Source organism: Nitrosopumilus sp., from assembly GCF_025699125.1.
GTDB lineage: Archaea > Thermoproteota > Nitrososphaeria > Nitrososphaerales > Nitrosopumilaceae > Nitrosopumilus.
Genome location: NZ_JAILWC010000001.1, coordinates 333,172 through 356,162, shown reverse-complemented (window position 1 = coordinate 356,162; position 22,991 = coordinate 333,172). Strand labels below are relative to the sequence as shown.

The window sequence follows — 22,991 nt, the reverse complement described above, 5'->3', positions numbered from 1 at the left end:
TTCTATCTCCAATCATCTACAAAATTACAATTTGAGATCTTTGATTCAGCAAATATTTTATTTTCTTTATTTTGATAAGGCCTATCTGCAGTGTGTCTTTCTAAAAGTTCATCACAAGACATACCATTAATTTCTTGATATTCCATAGAAGACGGTTTATGATTGATATTTTTTATCCATGCACATGAATTTTCATCAATTGTATGCGTCCCATTATCATAAGTGATTAACATCAAAGAGCCATAACGATGTATTCCAAGTGTACAATTATACAAAATCAAACCTAGTTTGTCTGACTGTCTATACAAATATGCAGGAATAATCATGTTGATTATTAGTAATAAAAGTATAGCAATTACCACAATCAGAATCAAAATTACAAAATACCTCATACTGTATGAAATCTTATTAGGTCATTGAAAAGTGCTTCTGATATTTTGTATTAAATCAATACAGGTTTGAACTCTAATTTTCATCAGGCAATCCATGAACTAATGGAGAAATAATTTCCTTCATAGACAATAACATTGGATTCAAAACTTTGTGTGAAATCCTGATATAAGTTACGTGCTCCTGAATCAGACATGTGATTTTTTATTTTTAGTTCACCATGAGAGTCAAAAATTCGATAGGTATCAAAATTTACAAAAAAACTTCTAGTTCCCCGAGGGTTTTCTTTTTCTTCTAATAATAGATTGATCATGGTAGAGATTTGTGGAAACTGCATTAATTCTTCTTGTGTAATAGTTTTTGGCTCAGATATTGCAAAACTTTCTAGCTGTTGTTCAGAGAGTAATCGTACGTAAATTCCAGCATGGTAAGTAGAAAATCCATTAATTGAGATATAGTAAAAAAATCCAATAGGAATTATAATCAAAACAATTGCAATAATTATCAATAGTCTAGTTTTCATTTTCTATCCCTAACAAATAGGAAACCCCAAATCATAATACTCGTTGTTGTACACAAATCCAGGAACATAGGTTTCATCTAGATTAAATTGCTCAGTCTTTTTTTGCCCAAACCATTCTCGATATTCATTCCAGTCAGGATTTTCAGGCAATCCCTTGTAAGCAACAATGCTTTCAAACTCTGTGCCAATTTTTTCTATAGCTTGTTTTATCTTTGGAATTGATTCCATGTCTTTTTCAGTAATGGTAATGAATTTTTTATCGTGGTCTATACTGTCTTGTAAATGAACTGACATGTGTTGTGTTTCATGTTCATTTGCAACCCAAAAAAAAGTGTGACTTAGGACATACGCATTGTCATCATAGACTAGCTGAGGAGATAAAAATTCATTTGAGAATCCCTGTGGTTTCGGATCTGCAAGTTTCTCATCTAGATTACCATCAAGTTTGACAAAATAGTCATCTTGAGAATCATCATATTTGTCAATTGCTTTTCCCATAATGAAAAACTCATAGTCTACAAGTTCTCGTAAACCCATTTCCGCACGTGCATCATCATTTGTTGTAAATTCCAGATGATGGGTTGCCTGAATTAATTCATCTAAAACAGGTAACTTTTCCAAATCAGTTTTGGTAATTTCAAAAAATCGAATCTCTTTATCTCTGGACTGGTATTGCTCTAGATTGTCTGCAGAAAGTAGTCTAAGTGATATATGTGCACATGTGTCTGTTGGATTCAATGTAATGCGATTGTCTTCTATACTTGCAATATCCAGAAGTTTTGATTTTTGAAGAAATGACTCATTGATTTTGCCGGTTGGCCATTTGACAAAATCATTAAAGTGTACGTTCTCTCCATTTGTTCTCTTGTTTTCATAATAATTCAAAGCATCCCCAATTATCTGAGACTCTTTGTCGGTAAGAAATTGGTTGAATGGTCCATTGGTTCCCGTATTATCGTGATATCCCCCCAATGATGTCAATAGCACCCCACGTTTGACAAAAAGATTCATCGGATTTTCCTCAAAGAATTTTTGAAGGTGGGGTTTGGTAATTTTTCCAAAAACGCTTGAAAAAGATTCGTTTGTATTGGTTTTTTCTGATAAAATTTCTATCTCATAATATTGAATAATCGGTAAAACCATGTTTGGTTTACCTTCAAGCGATATTGCTACAGTCTGGTTTTCTATGTGTGGAAGAAGCATCATCAGCCCCAAATACCCAACCTCACGAAAAATCCTATCTGGGTTTTGAAAGTCGATTATTGGCAGAGTTCGGAATTTATCATCAGTCCACCCTCTAAAAACAAGAGCGTTTATTGATTTTGGTTTTACACATGCAAGAGCACCGTCATGTTTCTGAATAAGATGCAGATTGTCTTTACATTGTATATCATCAATTGGAACTCCGGACTTGAATTGCTTTAGTGGAGGCAGTAATTTTATCTTCTCTTTGTAATTGTTACACCATTTGTAATTTTTATCATCAAAATCTCCAAGTAGACAACTTTTCAGATCGTCAGGGTGCAGAGGAGGAGTGGAAAGCATCAACATATCAGGTTCAGGAGTCAGAGTGTTCATAGACTTGTTTACATACAAAGAATCAGGTCTGTTTTCAGAATTAATTGGGTTGAGTGATTGTTCACACAATTCTGGCACATACATATCCACTATGTTAGAAATGCTTTTGTGATCTATCCAATTGGTCATGAGAAAATGTGGCTCACCATCAGCAATTATTTCAAAACAATAAACTGCAGGAAACCCATCAAAGTTATTTGCCACATTAACTGATTTGTTTGGCCAATCATAATGGACAAAAACATCATCAGCATAATCAAAAATGTAATTTCTTACAAAATGTTCATCAATTTTATCATATGTTTTAATTCTTTGAAAACAAGGTTCAGAATGTGCATCACAAAATGCAAATGCTTGATCTGCATTCATTAGAATTGAAACAATGCTAATTGAAACTATAATTCCAACAATTATCAAAAGCATAGTTTTCATTTTCTTTTTCTCCAGACAATAAAAATAATTCCAACAATAACTCCAACGACTAGCACTAGAATCAATGTTAAACTTGGATTACATTTAAAAAAAAATAAAACATCATTGTCAAAAGAGTCATTAGGGAATGCCCTCAAACCAGTACTGCATCCAACTTCAATGATTTCACCGGACGCATTACGAAAGTCAACATAGTTTGCATCAATATTTTTTTCTGTTTTTGATACGTCAAGGATTGCAACATAGTCTGATTTTTCAGTGCTGATTGGATGTGGCTTTACATCAATTAGAGTAATTGTATATGGTGTCATGTAGGTAAGAGGATAGCCAATTTCAAAAAGCCCTCCAATTTTGTGAGTTTGGTTGCTAGTGCTAATCATGGCTGTAACTTTTCCTTCCCAAATGCATGTCACATCCAAAGGACACCTAGAATCCCTTATATCATAAAAAGATAAATTCAAATTTTCATAGAGAATAGTTTCGCCAAGTTTTATTTCAATTGGTTCGGCAAAGGATTCAGTTATTGGTATAGCCATTACAAATGTAACAATTATCAAGAATATAGTTTTCATTGTCTGGAAACTGCTTCATATCCGGTATGACCCATGTTCAATCTGACCTCGACATATGGATCACTCTCATAAAGAGAAACCAGTTCTTTCATGCGGTCTTGGAATTCTTTTTCAAGGTTCTTCAAGTCGTCAATCTTGTTCTCAAGAATGGATTCTTTTTCTGATTCAAGATTTTCCCTAATCTCGCCAATCTTTATGCTCAATTCTTCTTTTGACATGCCGGTGCGCTGGTTATAGTCAACAGTTGCATTCTTTTCATCTATTTTTGATTGGGATATGGCATCATCGTATTTTTTGTCGTATTCTTTTTTTAGCTCGATTTGTTTTTCCTCAAGTTCTTTTTTCATTTCTCGTATTTGCAAATTCACTTCCTCGACTCTTACAGATTTGTCTTTATTCTCAATGCTGGTTGCAACATAGTCATCTACATTATGAAACTCTGCCAGCCCTTGTTCTGTCCATTCTTTTGCAGTATCATCAGGTACGCAGGAATATTTCTGGGTTTCAAGATTAAATATCACGCTGAATCCGTCATTGCATTTTGTAAGTGGTGTGATTGGTTCTTGTGCAAATCTATTTTGTGCGTCACCTGTAATCTCACCCATCCCATGTCGCACCCACATCTCTGCAGTAGACACGCTCACACAGACATAATCTTCTGCATGAAATCTATACACTACAACATTTCCCTCCCGGCATTCGGTGTCAGGAGTAGTTTTGCCAAGATCCTCCCATGAAACAGCATCGTCAGGATTTGCCTGAAGATATGCAGGGTTTGTCCTGTAATCCTCATAGTATTTTCGTAGCTGCTCACCAGTAATCGGAGAATCAATGAACTGTCCTTCTTTATCAAAAAGGATTTGCTGCGAGTAATATGCCAAGTTATGGTTCACATTAAACTGTGAATTTGTTTCAATAAGCTCAATTCGTTTGGTCTCAGCTGCTGCAAGATATGCCTGAAGTGCATCACGCCTGGAACCGCCATCAGCAATCACTTGTTTGAATGCATCTCGTCCTGCCTCTACTTTTTGTTCCTTGAATTCAAACTGGTCCCAGAAAACATCTTGCACTTGAGAGTCAGGAATCTTGTCTACAAACCTCTCAAAAGCGTTGTAAGAGGAATAATAATCCCACAGTTTTTCCCAGTCTGCCAGATCCTGATTCAGTATTTGGAGAGATTGTGCTCTTTTTGCCTCCAGTTCCTTTTGCGCCTCTAGTCTTTCATAATCTTTTTGTTCTAGGTCTTTGATCCATTTTTTTGTCTGCTCTATCTTTTTTAGAATGTCTTGTGCTACTGGATTGTTTGAGAGATCACCTGACAGTGTGGTCTGGTTGCTTGTCTCAACTGGTTCTTGGGCAAAAGCAGGACTTGTGATAAAAAATGCAAAAACAACACAAATTCCAAGAATTGTCACGCCAACCATGAAAAATCGACTGAGTTTTTCCATATAATAAACACTGATGAATTATTAGTAAAATTTTGGAGTTTACGCACAGATGAACAGGGTTTTTTTTAGAAAAATGTCAAGATAACTCCAACATTACCTGCTTTGCAGTAATCATGTCACCATCATCATGATATGCAATGACATAGAGAATAGCAATGCCATTTTCAAGTGAAGTAATGTCAGACAAGACTATTTCATCATAAGTGGTGTTTTCTGAGAAATTAGGAATACAACTTACACATCCTATATCATAGCTGGATATGGAATCATCATGATTCCATGCCAAGTGTACTGATGCTAGGGAATCATCATATTCAAGCACAGTTGCACTAATGTCATCTAATGGTTGAGCATATGCAGTGCCAAACAAGCCCAGAATAGCAACAGACATCACGACAAGCAGAGATTTCATGATATGGTAATTTTGAAATTTTGATGTTGATAAACCCTTCTTATCTTTTGTATCTAGTTTTCATTATCAATTTTTTTCCATTTACAATCATTATTATCAATATAGTGAGTTTCATTTTTAAAAGACAGACCTATATCAAGAACTCCAAATCCTAATGATTCTCGATGACACCAATCTAAAATTTTTTGAACTTGTTGCATGGAATCAAGATCTAACACTAATTCACCAGAATTGTGGGGATTCTCTATGTATATCGGATCTACAGTGTGTTGTTTCTTTTCTGTTGTTGTATCAAATGGATGTGGATGTACGTCTTTGTCTATTACATGGACATCATAACTCAGAGTATTGTTTTTGATGATAAAAACAAATGATTTTTCCGTGTTTGTATCTGCATCCCAAGTTGTTACTATTGTCATTTTAGAACCATCCTCCTGAATATTTGCAGGATAATTTGGAGGACATTCACCCCCAGTGATGGAGCAAATTTCTTGCGCCATCTTTCCTGTAATTCTAGGTTCAGATGAAATGCCTACAGAATTTCTAGACATGGTGGGATCTAGTGTAGGATACACAACTCTTCCCCCTAATTCAATACCGCATTTGTTAAACATGCAATGTAATTGAGAGGGGGTTCCAGTTCCCCATTGAAGATAAGAAAAAAATGAAACTGAAACAAGCACAATTATTCCAATAATTATCAAAAGCCTAGTTTTCATTTTCTTTTTCTCCAATTAATGCAAAAATAATGTATCTAGTTCTCATTTTTCACAAAAATTTCCAGTGGTAGTGGAGGGGACAAAGCAGTAGGGTTGTCAATGGACTCCCAAACAAAGACTGTTGCAAAATATTTTCCTTCTTTGATTGGAATCCAAGTTGTACCCAAGTTTATTTTTTGATATGCAGTTAAATTTCCAGTTAACCAAGACAAAGACTCTACTTGATTTTGCTCATTATGTATTTGAACTAGATATGCAAATGGTTGAATACGACTCATTTGATTTTCCAGATCAGAAACTAGTCTTATTTGTTGATCAACTGCAATCAGATTGTTTTCTATCGGGGTTTTTCTTATATCAAGTACCATAAAGTTTGATGCAGGTGCTCTTTCCATTGGAGGACCAGTGCTTCCAACAATTGCAGTTGCAAACATCTCTATTTTGTCTTCTGTCACAACAATGTTTCTACGCTCAGATTCATAATCTGAAGGAAAATTTCTGTCAACGTATTTTGCAGTTATGGTGTCACCGTCCACAGTATGCAAAAAACCACCTCCAGAAGGAGCAGTTCCTGTAAATATCACATCATTCTCAAATACTCCAGAATCAAAATCAGTCTCAAATAGATTCATTCTAAAACCTACACCATCAGAGTCAGAACGAACGTCAATCCATATGTAATCAATTACTTCAGAATGTTTGTTCATGTCACTGTCAGTTACAGTTATTGTGGCTTTTGTACCCGCATGACTTGGGAAAGAAGCCTCTTTCCATTGAATATCAGCCAATGCAGAATCGCTAGATTCTGCAAAAACGTCAGGTAAAACAAATACTATCAATAAAAGAAGAATTACAAAATACTTCATACCGTATGAAAATTCATCCCATCATTGAAAAGTGCTTCTGATGTTTTGTATCTAGTTTTCATTTTCTAATCATAGTAATTCCCTATGGCCAAGTTGATTCTCTAGTAATGGAGTCAGTTCCTGCACTAAAATCAAATCCATCAGGAAATACGGGTTTACAATTAATTGGTTTTTGTAACCAGTTAATATCACAAACTATCACTACTTCGTCTTGTAGTGAATCAAAATTCCCTTCTTGATACACGGTAAAATTAGCAGTCAATAAAATACCACCAACAATAACTAAAATTGACATTATTTTGTATCTACTTTTCATTTTCTTTTTCTCAGATGATTATACTCATAAAACATTCTATTGAATATGCAAATCCATACAGGTTTGAACTGTTGAATCTGTCAAGATGTGCACATTTATTTTTGATTTGTTTTCTAATCATTAATTTAATTGAACTGTAGATGTCCAAGGACCTGAAATAACAACAAATGCAGGAAACTTGTCAATTTTTGCATATTCCTCTTTTGTTCCCCTCATTGGTTTGCGTGACACAGAACCTGGACTTTCTCTTGGAAAACGTTCTTGAATGAGGATCTCATGCAGCGTAATGGTAATTTGCTTTGCATCATGATGCAAAGGTTTTCCAAGAAACTCGTGTTTGTATTCAAACCCATTCTGGGAACTTGAACCTCCACCACCGTGGTTGGTCAGTTCATGCAAATTTCCAAGGTCATCCTCCAGAGTAACAACTACAGATGTTGCTCCGTTTTGAATGGTCTGACTAGGTTCAAAATCACTTTTTATGTATAAGGCAAATCGAATCCCAGTATCAAAGATTTCAAGTGAAGGTATTGTTACATTCACATCATTCAGAGTTTCCTGATATACGATAGGAATCACATCTTGCAGTCTTTCTAGTTTGGGACCGCTAAAGAAGGAACTTATCTTGTCTGGTTTTATCTTTACAAATTCTATTACAGTATCTTTGGTGATTTGGGCATAATCTGAAGGCTCAACACATGTAATGTGATACCCAAAGTTGTTTTGCGGCACGGCATCTCGAAAATTTAGTCGATCATTCTCACATACAATCAATGCATCAAGCTTGCTCCTGGCAAAACTTTCATCATCCGAGCCAGAGTTAAGAGACATTAGGCAAACTTTGCTTGCAGGACGTGTACCCTCATACACTTTTTCCACACTTACTGGAATTAGCCCTGAACCATGACGGTTGATGTTGTATCCAACAAAGTTGCCTGCTCTCAAAGAGGGCAAAATTGTAGGATTCTCTGACAGATATGTGATATCTGAATCATTTGGCAGTTTAAAATCATCATCTATAGAATAACACAATGCACCTGAGGATTTCATCCCAGTAACCTTTACTGTGTCACCGTCGTGCAATCCCATCTTTTCCATTTGACTTTTTCCAATGCGCACTATTGTTGTATCAAAATCATCCACAGTTGGAGGAAGCAGTCTAAATCGATTCATACTTGTCATACTCTATTTGTTTTGATAAATTATTGTATCTTTTTACTATTGAGAAGATTGACAATAGAATAATTCTTACAAGAATAACAATTCCAACAAGTATCAAAAATCTAGTTTTCATATTCTCATTCAACCGAAACACACTCTATTTTTTCACCGCAAAAAGGACAGTAATCAATCGGAGTAAGAACATCTTTTTCCACAATACAGAATTTCCCAATTTTGCCACTCCAAGATTTTACAACTGAAACATATTTCTTTAATCTCTCACAGCAAAAATCTAACTCATCCTCATTTTTAAATTCAGTAAAAGAGACATACTCAAATGCCTGAACCTCTTTGCGAACATACACTTGCATTAATCAAACTCAGTACATTATACTCATAAGTTGTTCTAATCTATGAGATTTTTTTATTCTAGAAATAAGAGGATAAAATCAGATCACCAGTCAGAATATTCATCTTGAGACAAGACGATGCTCCATCCCCTATGAGACAATTTATCAGCAGTTTCACCAGTGACGCAAGCAGATGTTGTGAATTCTGTAGGTTTTAGCAACAAAGTCATATCATCATTACATTTGACCATCCAAGGTTCAACGCCAATCTTTGTTTGCAGTAGCGGAGAGATATATCTAGAGTCATCACCCCATATTGAACCGCAAAATCCACTGCCTCCACCATAGGAAAATCCTGCAATCTCTGCCTCGTTGTATCCTGGCAAAAACTCGAACTTGAATATTTTCTTGTCTTCCTCAACAACCAACTCATACGATATTTCTTCATTATTGTTTAACACCATAAAACCATCAATAACACAGTTGTAAAACAAAGCATCCATTGCTTTGTCTTTGATGTGAACCTCAACTGTTCCACCAACATGTTTTTGAAGGTGCATCTCTATGGAACCATTAACATCAGATTTGCAAAAGTACGGTTTTGAGTTGCCGTCCAATACAGCATCTAATTGGATAGTATTGCAGTTTTTGGCGTAAAAGTGCTCTATTTTCTTGTCTTCTAGTTTTATCAGATTGATTATCTCAGTGATGTCGAGTACAGAGTATTGTACTGTACCATCAATTATTCCATCATCATAGGAATAGATATACGGGTATGGTCTATAGCATCCGTTTTCATTTTGATTGAATTTTATCAAAAGGATTTCTTCTTTGCCATTGTCATCTGTTGTGAAACTGATTTTTCCTTGCAGAGGATCTGTTTGCTCAATTACAACTTGCCGTATCGCATTGGGATGTTTTTCAGTAAATGCCTTGACTGCCATGTCTTTTTCAAAGATGTCATCAAGTGATACAGAATCATCTCCAAAATAGCAGTTGACGGGTTTTTGTGCAAATGATGTCATAGGGATAAGGATTGATACGGTCAACAAGATAGTTATCAAGAGCCTAGTTTTCAAGGATCAGTACCTTCTCCACACCATTCAGGGTCATACTCACCCCGACAGACTTTAATTTTGACAGATTCGGATTCAGAATGAATTGTCTCAGTGATTAAACAAGTATCAGTATCTATGTAATGTGTCACATTATTCCATAATACAAAATCATCAGCGAGGAATTCACTGTTTCCAGTCCAGCATCTGGCTAAAGCATTTCTAAGATTAGCATCAGATTCGTATTTTTCAATGGTTTGCCAATTGCAGATATTATTATCAAGATGATGAGTAGAGTTGCTCCACACATACAACGGTTGATGATCAAGAATTTTGTTTCCATCAAGGCCGATCCAGCCTCTTTCATCCATCATTTTTTGATAATCACATCGTTTGAAAATTCTATCTATTTGTACTTCGTTAAACTTTTGAGTTTTTATTTTCTCATCAACATAATAATTTAAGATAAATGCGCTTGTAATAGAAATTGTCAAAACAATTCCAATGATTATCAAAATCTTAGTTTTCATTTTCTATTCTAAACTCCCAACGAATGTTATTGCCTGATATGGTTTTTACCAGTTCCCCATTACTAGTACAAAACTCAACAAGTGGGAAAATCTGGTTTCCCCATGGCGGATATCGTGGATAGTCTTCAGGCAAATCTATTTTCTCTTTACCATGCGCGTTTAACCAATATGCATATCGATTACAATTATCATAAAGAAAAACGGGCCTCATTCCATCATTGTATACTAGTGGACTTCCATTACCAAACACTTCGCTAAATTCTGATGTAAGCGGGGTCCCATCATCATCCATAACAACAATGATTCCATTGATTCCAGGTCTTCCATGATACTCGTAAATTCCAGGCTCATCAAACGTCACAGTAGCATACTCATCAGGCAAGATTACTCCAGTACTCCAAGGATTGTCAGGATCGTTGGAGTTTATCGTAACTGGAGTTTTATCAGAATTATACCAAAGTACTTTACTGCCAGGACCGATTGTTATAAAATCAGGAGATACGTATTGCCTCATTGTTTTTGTGTTTTGGAGTATAGATATTTGGTATTTCTGTGAGAAGCTTGATTCTGAATCATAACTAATATCATCAAGTGGTTCTGTTTCATGCCAGAGAACTGTGCAAGTTCTAGAATTTGAGAATACATAATGAGTACAAAATAAAACGTATGACTGGTCATCTTTTACTATTGAGAAATTCAATAGAATCATGACTGCAACAAAAACGGCGATGCAGATTATTATCAAGAGCCTAGTTTTCATTTTCATATTCTTCAATAGTCTGCCATTCACAAGAATTGTTGGCAATGGTATGAGTGTCATTTGAATATCTATATCCAACACTAGGTTGAATTCCAGTAGAATTGCAACTGTCTAAAACTCTTTGAAGACCCAACGGTTTTGGAATCACGTTGACATTGATTGTTCCCAGTATTTTTCCATCAAGGTTTGTCATCCATCCCGTTTGGTTGTGTACTGTGTCTCCCCTTCCAAGAATTTGTACGGTATAGTTTTCTGTGGTTGCATCAGGTTTAGGATGAATGATAATTATTTTTTCGCCTGGAGGCACCCCGTTGATTGGAGTGTAAGGACTGGTAGGAGTTATTTGAGATTCTATATCAGAATCAGATGCAATCGATACATCAAAGTTTGATCTAGCGTATCCTTGCTCAAATTTTATGTCCCATGGAATTTCTACGGAATCACCTTTTGCAATTGCAACATCAAATAATCCCGGAATTTTTGGCACAATTTTGACATGAAGATCCTCAGAATCACGAATATCTGTAAGATCATAGTACACTTTATCAAAATCAGGAATCACTTCAAACATTACGAGTTGATTTGTGTCATTTGCCATTACAAAGTATTCATCGCTGTTTGCAAGCGCAAAAACAGCACCTAGACTTTCTTTGTCAGCAGGATAGTTGGAAAGTATGTTCCCCTTACCGTCAAACAATGTAATGCTGGCACCAGAACCCTGATTGAATATGGTTCCTAGCAGAAATGAGCCAAATGAAGACATTGTCAGATTAGATGGAATGTTGTTCTTCCACAGCAGATTTCCCTGCATGTCATACACCATGAATGCACCGTTTAATTCAGCTAAGATGCGGGAATCATCACCTGAAAATTCCAGATGCAATACTGTGTTTCCTGTATTGGCTTGCCACAAAAGATTTCCATTGGAATCTAACAAGTAGATATTTCCATCGTCTGGACTTGTATAATCAGATACAGCGAAATATTTTCCATTGCTTGAAGTTGCATAGGAATAGTTGTCTGGATAGTTTGTGGCAAAATTCCACAATTCATCTCCAGTATTGTCTAGTGCGATTATTTCTCCTGCGTTGTCTGTATTTACTAGCAATGTTGAATCTGTAAGAAATGTCGCATGTCTGATTGATTCATCTGGATCATACATCCAAGAATCATTTTCTTGGATATCGAAGTATTCTAGCACATCATAGGTATGAGTGATTATCTGACTTCCGTTTGGCGAAAGCGATGCTCCAAAAGAAGTATTGTCATCATGAGCGTAGCTTTGTATATTATTGCCTTGAATGTCAAAAATATCTACAGTATAGTTGCAATGTGTTCTCGCTCCTCCACCTCCTCCACAAATATGAAATCCGTTCACCAAAATTGTATTGTTTGATATATCTACATGATTGATCATACTATCAAACTCCTCTTCCCACAAAAGCATCCCATCATTGTCTAAAAGATACAACATTCCCTTCTGGGTGTCTCTGATTGCGGTACCTACTACAATAATGGAGTCATCCTTTGAAATATCAATACTGGATATTTCGCCCTTTGTATCGTATGTCCATTTCTGTAGTAATGAATTATTCGAGTCTTTGATTTCTATTTTTATCCACCCTCTCTCAACTAGTTTTTGTTTGGTTGACTCTGTTACACATGCAGGGGAGCCATCATACTTTTGGATTAAAATTAATTCGTCTTTGCACTGTATTTCATCAAATGGAATTGCTAACTTGAGTTGTTTTAATGGTAAAATAGAATTGGTTTCAACGCTTAGTAGAAAATTAAACGTGCCATCTGAATTGTGTTTAACTCCTGCCTTGGGATCATCGTGGTCTGTGAATTCAATAAATGGAGTAGGCGGTCCAACTCTCCCAATTGATTCTTTGATCCCATCAGAAAAGGTAATTTCGACTGTCATTACTCCCCCAGGAGGTATAGGTACAGGATAATAGGGATATGTGAATTCAGTATCCCCTAAACGAATTGCATCTTCCGATTGACTTTGTAGAGTAAACGGACCAATAACATGATATAATTTTCCATCAATATTTTTAAGTTGAGTTTCATGTGATTCAATAATCAGCATAGCACGAAGATCATCGCATGGTTTGTGGGGATTAGTAGGATCATATGCACACATTGCAAACACATGATTTGTTGTAATTGTGATTACCATCATCAGCATTACAACAATTATCAATAGTCTACTTTTCATCCCCTTGAAACTAAAATTCCCCAATGCCTTTGAATTAGTTTGTTAAAAGTGTCTTCAGTTACGCAAACAGGTCTAGAGTCTTTAGGAGACAACAGCATTGTAAGTCCGTCTTTGCATATTATCTCATCAACAAACAATCCAGATTCAATTTGTTTGAGAGGTGCAGGATAAAATATGTCAAGTTGTGCAAATTCATCTCCAGTGCCAACAAGATCCATTTGTTTTTTTAAACACGGATCATAGACCAGAGGGATGTCATAAAGAGATGAAAATTCTTCCCATCTCTCCCAAGAACCTCCAATTGAAAGAATTTTTGCAGAGGTAGTCTCTATTATTTTTAGTTCATTAGAAGACGATACTGTATAGTCTACATATTTTGCAAAGATAGTATTTTCAATTCCAACTGGAATTCTGTGCCCGGATGTCTCATCATATGCACTTCCAAGAAACACAAGGCTCTCAAAAACACCAGTAGAATTTCCAGTCTCAATTACATTTACAGGTAAAATCTTGCTTTCTCCTGTTTCTTCTTCTATCCAATCAGACCATACAGTAATTTGAAACTGGTCTGGAACATTAGGATCAACGTTCATGTCTTGATCAATCACAGTAACAGTTGCAACATCATGAGTAGAGTAACATCGAGAATTCCATTGTATTATAGCGGTTTGAAATTGGTTTAGAGCAGACTTCGGAAATTTTTCATAAAACACCTTGTTGTAGCATTGGTGGTTTTCATCAAATTGTATGGGACTGTAAAGTTGCCACGAACCTGTCAAGATAACTGTATAGAGAATCTCCAAGTTTGTCTTCTCATCAACAGGAATCTTGTAATGAGAATAGCATGGATCTGGGATTATGTCATAACCAATTTCAGCACCATCTGCTAGTATGATTGGATTTGCGTCATAATGCCATGAATTAGTAAAGCTTGCAGGAGTTGACAAGTTTTTTGGAATTTTGATCTCAAGAATTCCAGTAGAATTTTGGTTTAATTTAACATCAAAACCCAAAAAATCCAGAGATTCATCAGAACGTGTTGTAATGGACTGAATCATATCCGGACTAGTCTCGATTTTGAAAACTTTGTCAGAAGTAACAGGAACAGAGTCATCAAATCCTGGAACTAGTAGTATTAACCAAGATATGAGAATGAGAACAGCATCCATCAAAAGTATGGATTATTTTATCACTGATTAATTCTTCTGATGTTTTGTATCCATGAATATTTTTTATAAAATATGTGCTGACCAACCAGTCTCCCCAGCTCTCAGATCAAAAGACCTGAAGAACATTTTATAATTACAAAAAAAGTATAAAAGCACAACAAGACTAAAAACCAAAATTACCAGAAAGTGAATCTAGAATAAGTTTTCCTGCAGCTATCAGAACTACAACAGAGACAATTATTTGTAAATATCTTTCACGTATATCAATAGACAAGCGTGCGCCAACTAATCCACCAACAAAAGAACCAACTGCCAAAAATCCTGCCTGTGTAAAATCAGGATGGCCTAAAAGACTATGAGAGACTACTCCAGAAAATGAAGAGAACAACAATATCAGTTGAGATGTAGGGGCCGCTCTTTTCATTGCCATTCCCATTCCAACAACCATCAATGGCACAAAGATGATACCACCACCTATCCCAAAAAATGAAGAGACAATTCCTGCAAAAAAACTTGCACCCACTGCAAAGATCATTATTTGTTTTGATATTGCTTTTTCTTTAGGTTCAATTTGTTTCCTTAAAAAAATATAAGCTGCAGACGCTATCAAAACAAAGCCAAATAATATTTTAAAAATATCTGGTGCCACATCAGTTGAGATCATTGCACCCAAAACAGTTCCAGGAATTGAGAGCAATCCAAGTTTTAATCCTAAAGAAATTTCTATTCTTTTTTGTTTAGAATATGAAATTGTAGAAGCAATCGCATTGCTTAATGCAGCAAAAAGACTGTTACTTGCAGCAGTCGTAGGTGGAAATCCTAGAAATGTCAATACAGGAACTACGATAATTCCTCCACCAAGACCAATCATAGATCCTAGAAGTCCTGCTGCAAATCCCAAAAGAATTAACCAAAATTGATCAATCATTGTAATTGTCAATCAAAGAATTTTGCAGTATATAATCAGACTACTTTAGTACAATTAATGTCCACAGATATGATTCACCTGTGGATGTAATCTCCAAAATCAACCTCTTGTTATCTAAACCATTAATCTCAGATTTGATGGTGGTTTGAGAGGATTCAACATATTTCTCTTGTGTAGTATCAATCCATTCTGATATAGATTCAAACCCCCCAGGCTGACGGTCTTCCCAGCAAGTACAGACCAATGTTTCAATCATAGTTTGAAAAATAATGTCAATCTCGTCTGCTTTTGAATTCAAAAATGGTGATGCATCCACAATAGCAAGTGCCATGATAGGGTTGTCAGTGGTTCCACCCATGTTTAGATTTCCAATAGTTTTTCCATCAGAGTTCAAGAGTGCTGTAGTAGTACAATACTCTACAGTTCTTTTTGTGTTTGTAGAATCAAAAAAAGTGCAATACTGGTCTATTGTATGATCAGTGATTGCACTTGGAGTAGACACGAAAATATCATGCTCATTAAGAGATTTTTGAATTTTTTCGACATCATAAAAAGTAAAATCAATGTCATAAACAGGTGTCGAAGTTTTAGCATCCAATAAATTTGGAGAAATTAATAGAGAAGAAATAAGACCAACAATTACAAATCCTATAATTACTGAAATTAAAACTATTTTCTTCATTAGAATCATTTTATGCACATCTCAGATAAGCTTTTTTAAAATCAGATAGAGATAATAGTCAATACAGAATCTTTTGTAATATTATTTTGTTCAACAAAACCAGATGTTACTTCAAGAACATATATTGCTTCATCACCAGGTACAACACTTTGACATGTAGTTATTTCTAACGGACTTTTACATGGAGGGATATTTTTTTCGATATGAACTACTTTACCGTCTTCATCAAACCAAATCATGTCAAGCGAAAATTGCATGTTAAGCATCCAAAGAGAGTATAATCCAGATTGTTCAAATACAAAAATCATACCTTGATCATATGGAAGTTCATCTTGAAACATTAAACCACGAACACGTCTGGGTTCAGTGTCAGCAATCTGTACCTGCAAGGGAACATCATCAACCTTTATTGTCCCCCTAGGAAATTCAACAGATTCCAATTTACTTTCACTTGGAATCGACATTAATCCAACAACACCGATTATGACAGCTGCAATAAAAATAGGAATTAGTACTTGAGACCTAGTTGTCATGAGGTAACTAATCTCAATCCTTTTAAAATACGTTAATTTGTCAACTATCGCCTCGGACACACACTTACAAATCATAATAGGATCATTTCCAAAAAATCTCCCTTCTATAACAAAGTTCAAAAGCTATGGCCTATCTTATCATTCAGGGTATTTCTGATACGTCTATTTTGAAAGTATTTGGCATTATGATACATTTCATAATGAAATCAATTCTGAAAATCAATTCTGGGAATCAAATTTTCAAGTTATAACATAATCATTCCCTAAAATACTCAATGAATATCAGTAAAGGACTGTTAATCGGAATAGTTGCAGGAGTTTTAACTTCTGGAGCGCTAGCATTCTCTCATGATTTTTCTCAAGCTGATGCTCAAATGAGTATGGGCGGAAGTTCAGGAGGAGGTATGGGGCATGATTCAAGCTCGGGTTCCAGTATGGGTGGAATGATGGGAGGAAATCCAAGCAAACATGGTGTTTGGTATGCTCCAGGGACCATACATGAACAATGCAACATGAGTGGCGATATGCCTCCACACTATTGCGAACCATATTACAAAGGAATGTCATCTGTTGTGGGCGTAAAGATTTCCAATGTTGATCCTGTGGATGAAAGAACTCTAAGAGTCACACTAAAAGAAATTAGTGTTGCATCTCCTGGAATAAATCAAAAGATTTCAGTTTCTGCAGGTACAGGAGACTTGGTAGGAACTGCAATTATCAACGGAGGTTGGTCAGGTACTACAACTGTAGATATCCCTTTGAAAGGAATGGGACATATTTACAATCATAACAGCATGCCTGTTCACATATTTCCGATAACCAATGGTTGAGGAAATTCTTTTTTATCTTTTAAAAACTATCACATTATGGAATTCTTAAAGTCACTAATTGATGAAAGGGTATTTTTTGTTTCATGACCAATATCGTGAATAGTAGAACCATTGTATTTTTTGTCAAGATATCTTCCTGCAACAATCATCGGACCACCAACAGCACAAGTGACGCCAGTAGGTTCGGGAATCCACAACATCAAAAATCCGATTTTTTGGAGTTTTTTGCCTGGTGCAGGAGCTTTCTGAAGTGCGCCCAATGAGGAATTGGTATGTTTGCTATCAATTTTAGCAATGTCAGTATATAAATTGGCTCTACGTTTAGCTGAATCAGATATTTTTTTTAAATTAGCTAGTCGTTCCTTTAGGGGGTCTACCATACCAATTATGATTTATAAAAAAATAGTTAACATTCTAAGATCAACTACCATCACACTCAAGTCAACAAAGAGTAACCACGGTTTATTGAAAAGACACTCAATTATACTAGATTTAACGTAATTACAACGAACGCATGAAATCTAAAAATTCCAAGAGATTAGATTCAATTAAAGCAGCCCATCAAACAGAAAGAACCCGTTCCAGTGCCAGAATGGAAGATTATTTAGAAATTATTTCAGAACTTGTAGAATTAAAGGGATATGCCACAACATTAGACATTTCAAGATACATGAATGTAAGTGCACCAAGTGTAACTAAAATGCTTCAAAGATTAGACGAGGGAGGATTTTTAGAATATGAAAAGTATCATGGAATTAATCTTACAGCAAAAGGTTCACAAATAGCCGAGGGAATAAGACAAAACCATGGAATTTTGTTAGAATTTTTTGAAATTTTAGGTGTAGGATATGACACTGCAAATCAGGACACAGAAGGAATAGAGCATCACTTAAATCCAAAAACAATTAGACAGTTAAGAAAATTTATTACTTTTCTAAAAGCAAATCCCAAAATCATTGAAAATTTTAAAAATCTTTAAGATATAATTTTATTTCATTGTGTGAAGTGGAATTCATAAGATCTCTTGCAATGTCAGAACGTTTTGGAATTTTGATTTGCCCTTTTTTGCCAATTCTAACAGAGGTCAAAAATTTATCATTTGCATAAATATCAGCATGCATTGAAGTATATTCTCTACTCACAGTAAGAAGTAATGCAGTTTTTGATTCTGAAAATGAAAACGGGAGATCATTTGAGGTCAAGGACAAATTTTTGGAGTCTTTTGCTACAACATCAATATGTACTTGAAGGGATTTTTCAATTTCGTTAATGTTGGATCCACCTCTTCCAATTATTGATGGAATGTATTGTTCATTTACAAGAACTTTGACTCTATTATCAGATAAAATCTCAACTTGAACATTAGGATCGTATCTCTTGAAGGAATCTCTTATTTTATCTTCAGCAAGTTTTTCAATCCCTATTTTTTGAACACGTTTTGCAACAGGAACAATGACATTTTCCTCTCCAAATGTGTATATTTCATGTTCCAAAACATTATCTTGAAAATTCCTTACTTCAATAACAGGCCTGGCAAGATCAGATTCAGTCATACCAGAAGGAACTTTAACTTTTAATTCAAGATCATAAACTTTCTCTATCCGCCCATCATTTACAAATACAACAGTATCCAAAATATTTGGTATGATTCCCAATTCAATTTTCCCAATAAAACGCTGAATTGCATCTAATGGAGAGTTTGCATGAACAACACCAACCATTCCAACTCCAGTTAGTCGCAAATCAGCAAAAGTCCTAAAATCTTCCCGTCTTCTTACTTCATCAAAAATAGTATAATCAGGACGAACCAAAAGTAAAATGTCTGCAGTATTATCAAAACTTCCATCTAATTTACCATATTGTGTTATACCAGGATCAACTTGTAAATCTCGAGGCGATTCAAAAGTTTTAACAATTTTCCCTTTTTTGTGATAAAAATTTGCAAGTCCTGATGCAAGAGTGCTTTTCCCAGAACCAGGCGCACCCGAAATGACAATTCCTTCGGCTCTATCAGATAGTCTCTCCATGAGCGCATCAGAGATGTCATAATCTTCCAACGACAATTTTATGATGGGATGGACAATTGTGATTTCATATGATTCAGAAAAGGGTGGATAAGTTATTGCTATTCGGTAATCATCATGTTGGATTACAGAGGCGCCAGTCTTTGAAATTTCGATAGTACTGGAATCAGACACATTTGCAATATCAAAGATTTGTGATGCAATCATTTTCAAATAAGATTTTGTGAGAACATCATCGTTAATTTGAGTTAAAATAAAAGCACCAGGTTTTCCTTTCTTAGCTAAAGGAAATTGATTTTCTTTAAGATGAATACTCATTGTTTCAGCATCAAAAAATTTCAAAAATTCTAATTTTTCAGGCTTGATCTTAGTTTTAAGAAATACAGTTTTTATTCCTTCAGCTTGCGCAACTAGATTTTGAATTTTATCAGAAGTGTAAAGAGTTGCATCATTTTGTTTTGCCATATCAACAATAAGCGCATCAATCCTGCCACTAGAAGCAAACTTGATATCATCAGAAGAAGGATGTGAACCTTTCATTACAATTTCTAAACCAAAACTTCCAGATAATTCATTAAGTTTTCTAATTTTTTCCAAACCAACAAACCCTTGTTCTTTTTTATTTGATGCTTGAGATCGTAATTCGTCAAACACAGCTTGCGGAATGATGATTTGGGCATTTCTAATTGAACCTGTTTCTATTTGAGAAATTAGTTCACCGTTAATTATAACGCTAGTATCAGGGACTATTTTTGACAAGTTATTACTTATTAGTTCCAATAGTACCTAAATTACTTTTTAGAATTTCTTTTATGGTATCCAAAACTGCATTAAAATCAAAAGGTTTTGAAACATAGGAGAATGCACCTTCATTCAAACATTTCTGAATTGTTTTTTGATCATCACTTGCCGTAATTAAAATTATTTTTGCATTAGGATCATATGAGATAATTTCTTTTGTTACAGCATAACCATCTTTTTTTGGCATAGCAAGATCAAGTAACATCAAGTCAGGATTATATTTTTTATAAAATTCAACTGCCTCAGAGCCATCACACGCTTCAGCAATAACATCATGCTCGCCAATTGACAAAATATCTTTTAAAACCAGACGAATGGCATTAGAATCATCAGCAATCAAAATATTGGCCATACAGAACTGTGAAAGCATGAATATAAAAAATATTCATCATTTCACATTAGAAGAAAAACTAGTCACTTTATCTATGATAGACGTCATGTCATATCCAGGTTCACTCATTGAATGTTTCATGAAAGGCAAGGATTCAGTAAAAATATCATAAATGCCCTCAATTTTTTTGCCATCGTTGATTTGCTTTAACACTGCGTCCAACATAGAACATATGGAACCCAATTCTTCTTGACCCATCATTGGTGCCAATCCTTTGATTTTATGAGTATGACTTTGTAATTCTTTAGAATTTTGAAAAACATCCTCATTGGTCGCACATGAATTTAAAATCGATGAAATTGCAGAAATCTCCTCATTGATTTCGGTTGTAGCAATTTTGATAAATTCATCAGACATTATGCAAAATAGTGTATCTGGATGTTTTTATACTCTTTGTATGAAAATCATAGTTGTGAAAATAGTAAGTAAAGCATATCTTTTGATAATAATTTTAATCGCAGCAGCTGTGTTCAATCTGTTTTTGCTATATCAAGATGACAAATCTGGAATATCACAATCACACTCCATAATTAGAATCGGGGATGTGAAAGTTAAAGCTGAATCAATTTCAGCACTCGCAACATCTGTTGCAAATGGAAATGCAGAAGATAAAAATGAATTACAAAAAGAAATTGATGAAGTTCAATCAACATTATTGAAAATTAAAAACGGGGGAAACATTAATGGGCAAGAGATATCCGTTATTCCCCCAGCACTTATTTTAGATTATAACAAGGTTTACTCATCATGGGAAAATTACAAATCACGAGCATTAGACGTAGAAGTAACATCAGTATTTGATCCAGAAGCTACAAATGCAATGAACTATGTTTTACAAAAAAACCAAGATCTAGTTCTGCTTACAGATAATCTAGTAAGAGATTTGGACACTTTGGATAGAAATTACAACACTCACAAACAAATTGCAAAAGATTTAGCAGAATGTGCAAAGATTATCGGACAACAAAGCTTGCTAATTTCAATAGGAGAGGGAGAAAACGCTCAAGAAATACTTGGAGAGAAAAAACTACAATTCGAAATTGGAATCAGAAAATTATTACAAATTTCAACTGAAGATTTGGAAGTCGAAAGTGTAGGTATGACACATGAAGAGTTGGAAGCAATTCCAAGGGAAAATTCTGAATCTCTAAGAAAAATAGACCCTCTTTGGGAAGCAATTCAATTAAGAATAAGCATCCTTGAAGATAGAGCACTATTATCTCCAGAATTCAATATTGCGAAAAATAAAATGCAGGAACAGAAGTTAATTTTATTTGAAGACACAGACAGATTGATAAATTCTTGGAATAATGAAATCACAAAAGAAGGTTCCGAAGGTCAAATAATTATTCAAATTTTATTAATTGTAGACATCGCTGCATTCATTTTAGTTCTAACAATAATTAGAAAATCACTTTTACCTCTGGAGATAATCAGTAAAGCACTATCAAAGGTAAAAGAAGGAGTATATGGTGAAAAAATTGAATATACAGGCACAGATGAAGTAGGACAGCTTGTAACGAATTTCAACATAATGTCTGATACAATTAAAGAAAAAGAAGAAGAAGCTAAAAAAACAGACATTGCAAAAGATGAATTTTTAGCAATGATTACTCACGAATTAAAGACACCGTTAGTCCCAATTCAAGGATATTCAGATATTTTACTTGGAGAACATTTGGGAAAATTAACAGACAAACAAAAAGAAAGAATCGAGATTATCAAATCAAGTTCTGAGACATTGTTAGGAATTATTTCAGACTTGTTAGATGCACAAAAATTAGATTTAGGTCAGTTAAGAATGAAAAAAGAAATCAAAAACATCAAAGAAACAATCAACAAAGCAATCAATTCGTTATTACCTGAAGCCCAAAAAAATAAAATTGAATTAAGTTCAAATTTGTTAGATTTAGAAATAGAACACGATCCAGATAGAATCATGCAAGTAATTACAAATTTAATTAAAAACAGTTTGAATGCAGTGCAACCAAACACAGGAAAAATTCAAGTTAGCATGGAAGAACTTCCAAAAGAAGTCAAAATTGTCATCAAAGATAACGGAGTCGGCATTCCAAAGAGTCATCAAAAAGAACTCTTCAAGAAATTCTATCAAGTTGATGCTACATTAACTAGGGAAAGAGGAGGGAGTGGATTAGGATTAGCCATTTGTAAAGGAATAATAGATAATCATATGGGAAAAATATCTGTACAAAGCGAGATCAATCAAGGAGCAACATTTACATTTACACTTCCAAAATTAACTAGCCACGTAAAATCAGCAGTTAATCCTACTTAAA

General features: G+C 34.8%; 27 protein-coding genes. 3 read left to right on the top strand and 24 right to left on the bottom strand.

Features of this window, described 5'->3' with window-relative positions:
• Positions 1–2 precede the first annotated feature (2 nt).
• The 20 genes from K5783_RS02100 to K5783_RS02005 form a co-directional block, all read right to left on the bottom strand.
• Entirely contained in the window at positions 3–392 is a 390-nt protein-coding gene (locus K5783_RS02100) for a hypothetical protein (RefSeq protein WP_297471908.1), read from the bottom strand.
• An 83-nt stretch (positions 393–475) separates the two neighbouring features.
• On the bottom strand, positions 476–913 hold the full coding sequence (locus K5783_RS02095; protein ID WP_297471907.1) for a hypothetical protein: 438 nt from the start codon (positions 911–913) through the stop codon (positions 476–478).
• A gap of 9 nt (positions 914–922) precedes the next feature.
• Complete coding sequence (locus tag K5783_RS02090; protein ID WP_297471906.1) at positions 923–2,923, bottom strand: hypothetical protein; 2,001 nt, start codon at positions 2,921–2,923, stop codon at positions 923–925.
• Positions 2,920–3,495 (bottom strand): hypothetical protein, encoded by a 576-nt coding sequence (locus K5783_RS02085; protein ID WP_297471905.1) that lies wholly within the window; start codon positions 3,493–3,495, stop codon positions 2,920–2,922. The genes K5783_RS02090 and K5783_RS02085 overlap by 4 nt, the downstream gene beginning before the upstream one ends.
• Positions 3,492–4,943, bottom strand: coding sequence for a hypothetical protein (locus K5783_RS02080; RefSeq protein ID WP_297471904.1), 1,452 nt, complete (start codon positions 4,941–4,943; stop codon positions 3,492–3,494). Before K5783_RS02080 ends, K5783_RS02085 begins: the two co-directional genes overlap by 4 nt.
• Positions 4,944–5,019: 76 nt before the next feature.
• Positions 5,020–5,355, bottom strand: a complete 336-nt coding sequence (locus tag K5783_RS02075) for a hypothetical protein (RefSeq protein ID WP_297471903.1) — start codon at positions 5,353–5,355, stop codon at positions 5,020–5,022.
• A gap of 53 nt (positions 5,356–5,408) precedes the next feature.
• Entirely contained in the window at positions 5,409–6,074 is a 666-nt protein-coding gene (locus K5783_RS02070; protein ID WP_297471902.1) for a hypothetical protein, read from the bottom strand.
• Between the two features lie 35 nt (positions 6,075–6,109).
• Positions 6,110–6,940 (bottom strand): hypothetical protein, encoded by an 831-nt coding sequence (locus K5783_RS02065; RefSeq protein ID WP_297471901.1) that lies wholly within the window; start codon positions 6,938–6,940, stop codon positions 6,110–6,112.
• A gap of 82 nt (positions 6,941–7,022) precedes the next feature.
• Complete coding sequence (locus K5783_RS02060) at positions 7,023–7,256, bottom strand: hypothetical protein (RefSeq protein WP_297471900.1); 234 nt, start codon at positions 7,254–7,256, stop codon at positions 7,023–7,025.
• A 120-nt stretch (positions 7,257–7,376) separates the two neighbouring features.
• Positions 7,377–8,429: a DUF5643 domain-containing protein gene (locus K5783_RS02055; protein ID WP_297471899.1), complete on the bottom strand. Its 1,053-nt coding sequence runs from the start codon at positions 8,427–8,429 to the stop codon at positions 7,377–7,379.
• Positions 8,416–8,550, bottom strand: coding sequence for a hypothetical protein (locus K5783_RS02050; protein WP_297471898.1), 135 nt, complete (start codon positions 8,548–8,550; stop codon positions 8,416–8,418). Before K5783_RS02050 ends, K5783_RS02055 begins: the two co-directional genes overlap by 14 nt.
• Before the next feature lie 4 nt (positions 8,551–8,554).
• Positions 8,555–8,788 carry a hypothetical protein gene (locus tag K5783_RS02045; protein ID WP_297471897.1) on the bottom strand — a complete coding sequence of 78 codons (234 nt, stop codon included), beginning with the start codon at positions 8,786–8,788 and terminating at the stop codon, positions 8,555–8,557.
• An 83-nt stretch (positions 8,789–8,871) separates the two neighbouring features.
• Positions 8,872–9,846 carry a hypothetical protein gene (locus K5783_RS02040; protein WP_297471896.1) on the bottom strand — a complete coding sequence of 325 codons (975 nt, stop codon included), beginning with the start codon at positions 9,844–9,846 and terminating at the stop codon, positions 8,872–8,874.
• Positions 9,843–10,352, bottom strand: coding sequence for a hypothetical protein (locus K5783_RS02035; RefSeq protein ID WP_297471895.1), 510 nt, complete (start codon positions 10,350–10,352; stop codon positions 9,843–9,845). The genes K5783_RS02040 and K5783_RS02035 overlap by 4 nt, the downstream gene beginning before the upstream one ends.
• The gene (locus K5783_RS02030; protein ID WP_297471894.1) at positions 10,342–11,112 is read right to left on the bottom strand and encodes a hypothetical protein; all 771 of its coding nucleotides are present in this window, start codon (positions 11,110–11,112) and stop codon (positions 10,342–10,344) included. Before K5783_RS02030 ends, K5783_RS02035 begins: the two co-directional genes overlap by 11 nt.
• Positions 11,102–13,336, bottom strand: coding sequence for a PQQ-binding-like beta-propeller repeat protein (locus K5783_RS02025; protein WP_297471893.1), 2,235 nt, complete (start codon positions 13,334–13,336; stop codon positions 11,102–11,104). Before K5783_RS02025 ends, K5783_RS02030 begins: the two co-directional genes overlap by 11 nt.
• Positions 13,333–14,505 carry a hypothetical protein gene (locus K5783_RS02020; protein ID WP_297471892.1) on the bottom strand — a complete coding sequence of 391 codons (1,173 nt, stop codon included), beginning with the start codon at positions 14,503–14,505 and terminating at the stop codon, positions 13,333–13,335. The genes K5783_RS02025 and K5783_RS02020 overlap by 4 nt, the downstream gene beginning before the upstream one ends.
• A gap of 163 nt (positions 14,506–14,668) precedes the next feature.
• The gene (locus K5783_RS02015; RefSeq protein ID WP_297471891.1) at positions 14,669–15,433 is read right to left on the bottom strand and encodes a sulfite exporter TauE/SafE family protein; all 765 of its coding nucleotides are present in this window, start codon (positions 15,431–15,433) and stop codon (positions 14,669–14,671) included.
• Positions 15,434–15,473: 40 nt separating this feature from the next.
• On the bottom strand, positions 15,474–16,115 hold the full coding sequence (locus K5783_RS02010; protein WP_297471890.1) for a hypothetical protein: 642 nt from the start codon (positions 16,113–16,115) through the stop codon (positions 15,474–15,476).
• A gap of 41 nt (positions 16,116–16,156) precedes the next feature.
• Positions 16,157–16,648 (bottom strand): DUF192 domain-containing protein, encoded by a 492-nt coding sequence (locus tag K5783_RS02005; protein ID WP_297471889.1) that lies wholly within the window; start codon positions 16,646–16,648, stop codon positions 16,157–16,159.
• 275 nt (positions 16,649–16,923) lie between these two features.
• On the opposite strand from K5783_RS02005, the gene K5783_RS02000 reads away from it, so the two are divergent.
• Positions 16,924–17,478: a hypothetical protein gene (locus K5783_RS02000; RefSeq protein ID WP_297471888.1), complete on the top strand. Its 555-nt coding sequence runs from the start codon at positions 16,924–16,926 to the stop codon at positions 17,476–17,478.
• A 29-nt stretch (positions 17,479–17,507) separates the two neighbouring features.
• Here K5783_RS02000 and K5783_RS01995 read toward each other — a convergent pair whose 3' ends face one another.
• Positions 17,508–17,858 carry a hypothetical protein gene (locus tag K5783_RS01995; protein WP_109877259.1) on the bottom strand — a complete coding sequence of 117 codons (351 nt, stop codon included), beginning with the start codon at positions 17,856–17,858 and terminating at the stop codon, positions 17,508–17,510.
• Positions 17,859–17,992: 134 nt separating this feature from the next.
• Here K5783_RS01995 and K5783_RS01990 point away from each other — a divergent pair, with 134 nt between their 5' ends.
• A complete protein-coding gene (locus K5783_RS01990) occupies positions 17,993–18,457 on the top strand; it encodes an iron dependent repressor, metal binding and dimerization domain protein (protein ID WP_109877260.1) in 465 nt (154 codons plus the stop codon).
• On the opposite strand, the gene K5783_RS01985 is transcribed toward K5783_RS01990, so the two are convergent.
• The 3 genes from K5783_RS01985 to K5783_RS01975 are packed head-to-tail and all read right to left on the bottom strand — an operon-like array spanning position 18,444 to position 21,051.
• Positions 18,444–20,261, bottom strand: coding sequence for a PINc/VapC family ATPase (locus K5783_RS01985; protein ID WP_297471887.1), 1,818 nt, complete (start codon positions 20,259–20,261; stop codon positions 18,444–18,446). The two genes, K5783_RS01990 and K5783_RS01985, sit on opposite strands and share 14 nt — an antisense overlap.
• 4 nt (positions 20,262–20,265) lie before the next feature.
• Positions 20,266–20,655, bottom strand: coding sequence for a response regulator (locus K5783_RS01980; RefSeq protein WP_109877261.1), 390 nt, complete (start codon positions 20,653–20,655; stop codon positions 20,266–20,268).
• 36 nt (positions 20,656–20,691) lie between these two features.
• A complete protein-coding gene (locus K5783_RS01975; RefSeq protein ID WP_297471886.1) occupies positions 20,692–21,051 on the bottom strand; it encodes an Hpt domain-containing protein in 360 nt (119 codons plus the stop codon).
• Positions 21,052–21,106: 55 nt separating this feature from the next.
• Between K5783_RS01975 and K5783_RS01970 the strand changes: the two genes are divergently transcribed.
• Positions 21,107–22,990 carry a HAMP domain-containing sensor histidine kinase gene (locus K5783_RS01970; protein ID WP_297471885.1) on the top strand — a complete coding sequence of 628 codons (1,884 nt, stop codon included), beginning with the start codon at positions 21,107–21,109 and terminating at the stop codon, positions 22,988–22,990.
• The last annotated feature ends 1 nt before the right edge of the window (position 22,991 follow it).

Excerpts from the sequence above, each read along its gene's own strand:
- K5783_RS02100 (WP_297471908.1), bottom strand. The coding sequence starts at position 392 with ATGAGGTATTTTGTAATTTTGATTCTGATTGTGGTAATTGCTATACTT.
- K5783_RS02095 (WP_297471907.1), bottom strand. The coding sequence starts at position 913 with ATGAAAACTAGACTATTGATAATTATTGCAATTGTTTTGATTATAATT.
- K5783_RS02090 (WP_297471906.1), bottom strand. The coding sequence starts at position 2,923 with ATGAAAACTATGCTTTTGATAATTGTTGGAATTATAGTTTCAATTAGC.
- K5783_RS02085 (WP_297471905.1), bottom strand. The coding sequence starts at position 3,495 with ATGAAAACTATATTCTTGATAATTGTTACATTTGTAATGGCTATACCA.
- K5783_RS02080 (WP_297471904.1), bottom strand. The coding sequence starts at position 4,943 with ATGGAAAAACTCAGTCGATTTTTCATGGTTGGCGTGACAATTCTTGGA.
- K5783_RS02075 (WP_297471903.1), bottom strand. The coding sequence starts at position 5,355 with ATGAAATCTCTGCTTGTCGTGATGTCTGTTGCTATTCTGGGCTTGTTT.
- K5783_RS02070 (WP_297471902.1), bottom strand. The coding sequence starts at position 6,074 with ATGAAAACTAGGCTTTTGATAATTATTGGAATAATTGTGCTTGTTTCA.
- K5783_RS02065 (WP_297471901.1), bottom strand. The coding sequence starts at position 6,940 with ATGAAGTATTTTGTAATTCTTCTTTTATTGATAGTATTTGTTTTACCT.
- K5783_RS02060 (WP_297471900.1), bottom strand. The coding sequence starts at position 7,256 with ATGAAAAGTAGATACAAAATAATGTCAATTTTAGTTATTGTTGGTGGT.
- K5783_RS02055 (WP_297471899.1), bottom strand. The coding sequence starts at position 8,429 with ATGAATCGATTTAGACTGCTTCCTCCAACTGTGGATGATTTTGATACA.
- K5783_RS02050 (WP_297471898.1), bottom strand. The coding sequence starts at position 8,550 with ATGAAAACTAGATTTTTGATACTTGTTGGAATTGTTATTCTTGTAAGA.
- K5783_RS02045 (WP_297471897.1), bottom strand. The coding sequence starts at position 8,788 with ATGCAAGTGTATGTTCGCAAAGAGGTTCAGGCATTTGAGTATGTCTCT.
- K5783_RS02035 (WP_297471895.1), bottom strand. The coding sequence starts at position 10,352 with ATGAAAACTAAGATTTTGATAATCATTGGAATTGTTTTGACAATTTCT.
- K5783_RS02030 (WP_297471894.1), bottom strand. The coding sequence starts at position 11,112 with ATGAAAACTAGGCTCTTGATAATAATCTGCATCGCCGTTTTTGTTGCA.
- K5783_RS02025 (WP_297471893.1), bottom strand. The coding sequence starts at position 13,336 with ATGAAAAGTAGACTATTGATAATTGTTGTAATGCTGATGATGGTAATC.
- K5783_RS02020 (WP_297471892.1), bottom strand. The coding sequence starts at position 14,505 with ATGGATGCTGTTCTCATTCTCATATCTTGGTTAATACTACTAGTTCCA.
- K5783_RS02015 (WP_297471891.1), bottom strand. The coding sequence starts at position 15,433 with ATGATTGATCAATTTTGGTTAATTCTTTTGGGATTTGCAGCAGGACTT.
- K5783_RS02010 (WP_297471890.1), bottom strand. The coding sequence starts at position 16,115 with ATGAAGAAAATAGTTTTAATTTCAGTAATTATAGGATTTGTAATTGTT.
- K5783_RS02005 (WP_297471889.1), bottom strand. The coding sequence starts at position 16,648 with ATGACAACTAGGTCTCAAGTACTAATTCCTATTTTTATTGCAGCTGTC.
- K5783_RS02000 (WP_297471888.1), top strand. The coding sequence starts at position 16,924 with ATGAATATCAGTAAAGGACTGTTAATCGGAATAGTTGCAGGAGTTTTA.
- K5783_RS01995 (WP_109877259.1), bottom strand. The coding sequence starts at position 17,858 with ATGGTAGACCCCCTAAAGGAACGACTAGCTAATTTAAAAAAAATATCT.
- K5783_RS01990 (WP_109877260.1), top strand. The coding sequence starts at position 17,993 with ATGAAATCTAAAAATTCCAAGAGATTAGATTCAATTAAAGCAGCCCAT.
- K5783_RS01980 (WP_109877261.1), bottom strand. The coding sequence starts at position 20,655 with ATGGCCAATATTTTGATTGCTGATGATTCTAATGCCATTCGTCTGGTT.
- K5783_RS01975 (WP_297471886.1), bottom strand. The coding sequence starts at position 21,051 with ATGTCTGATGAATTTATCAAAATTGCTACAACCGAAATCAATGAGGAG.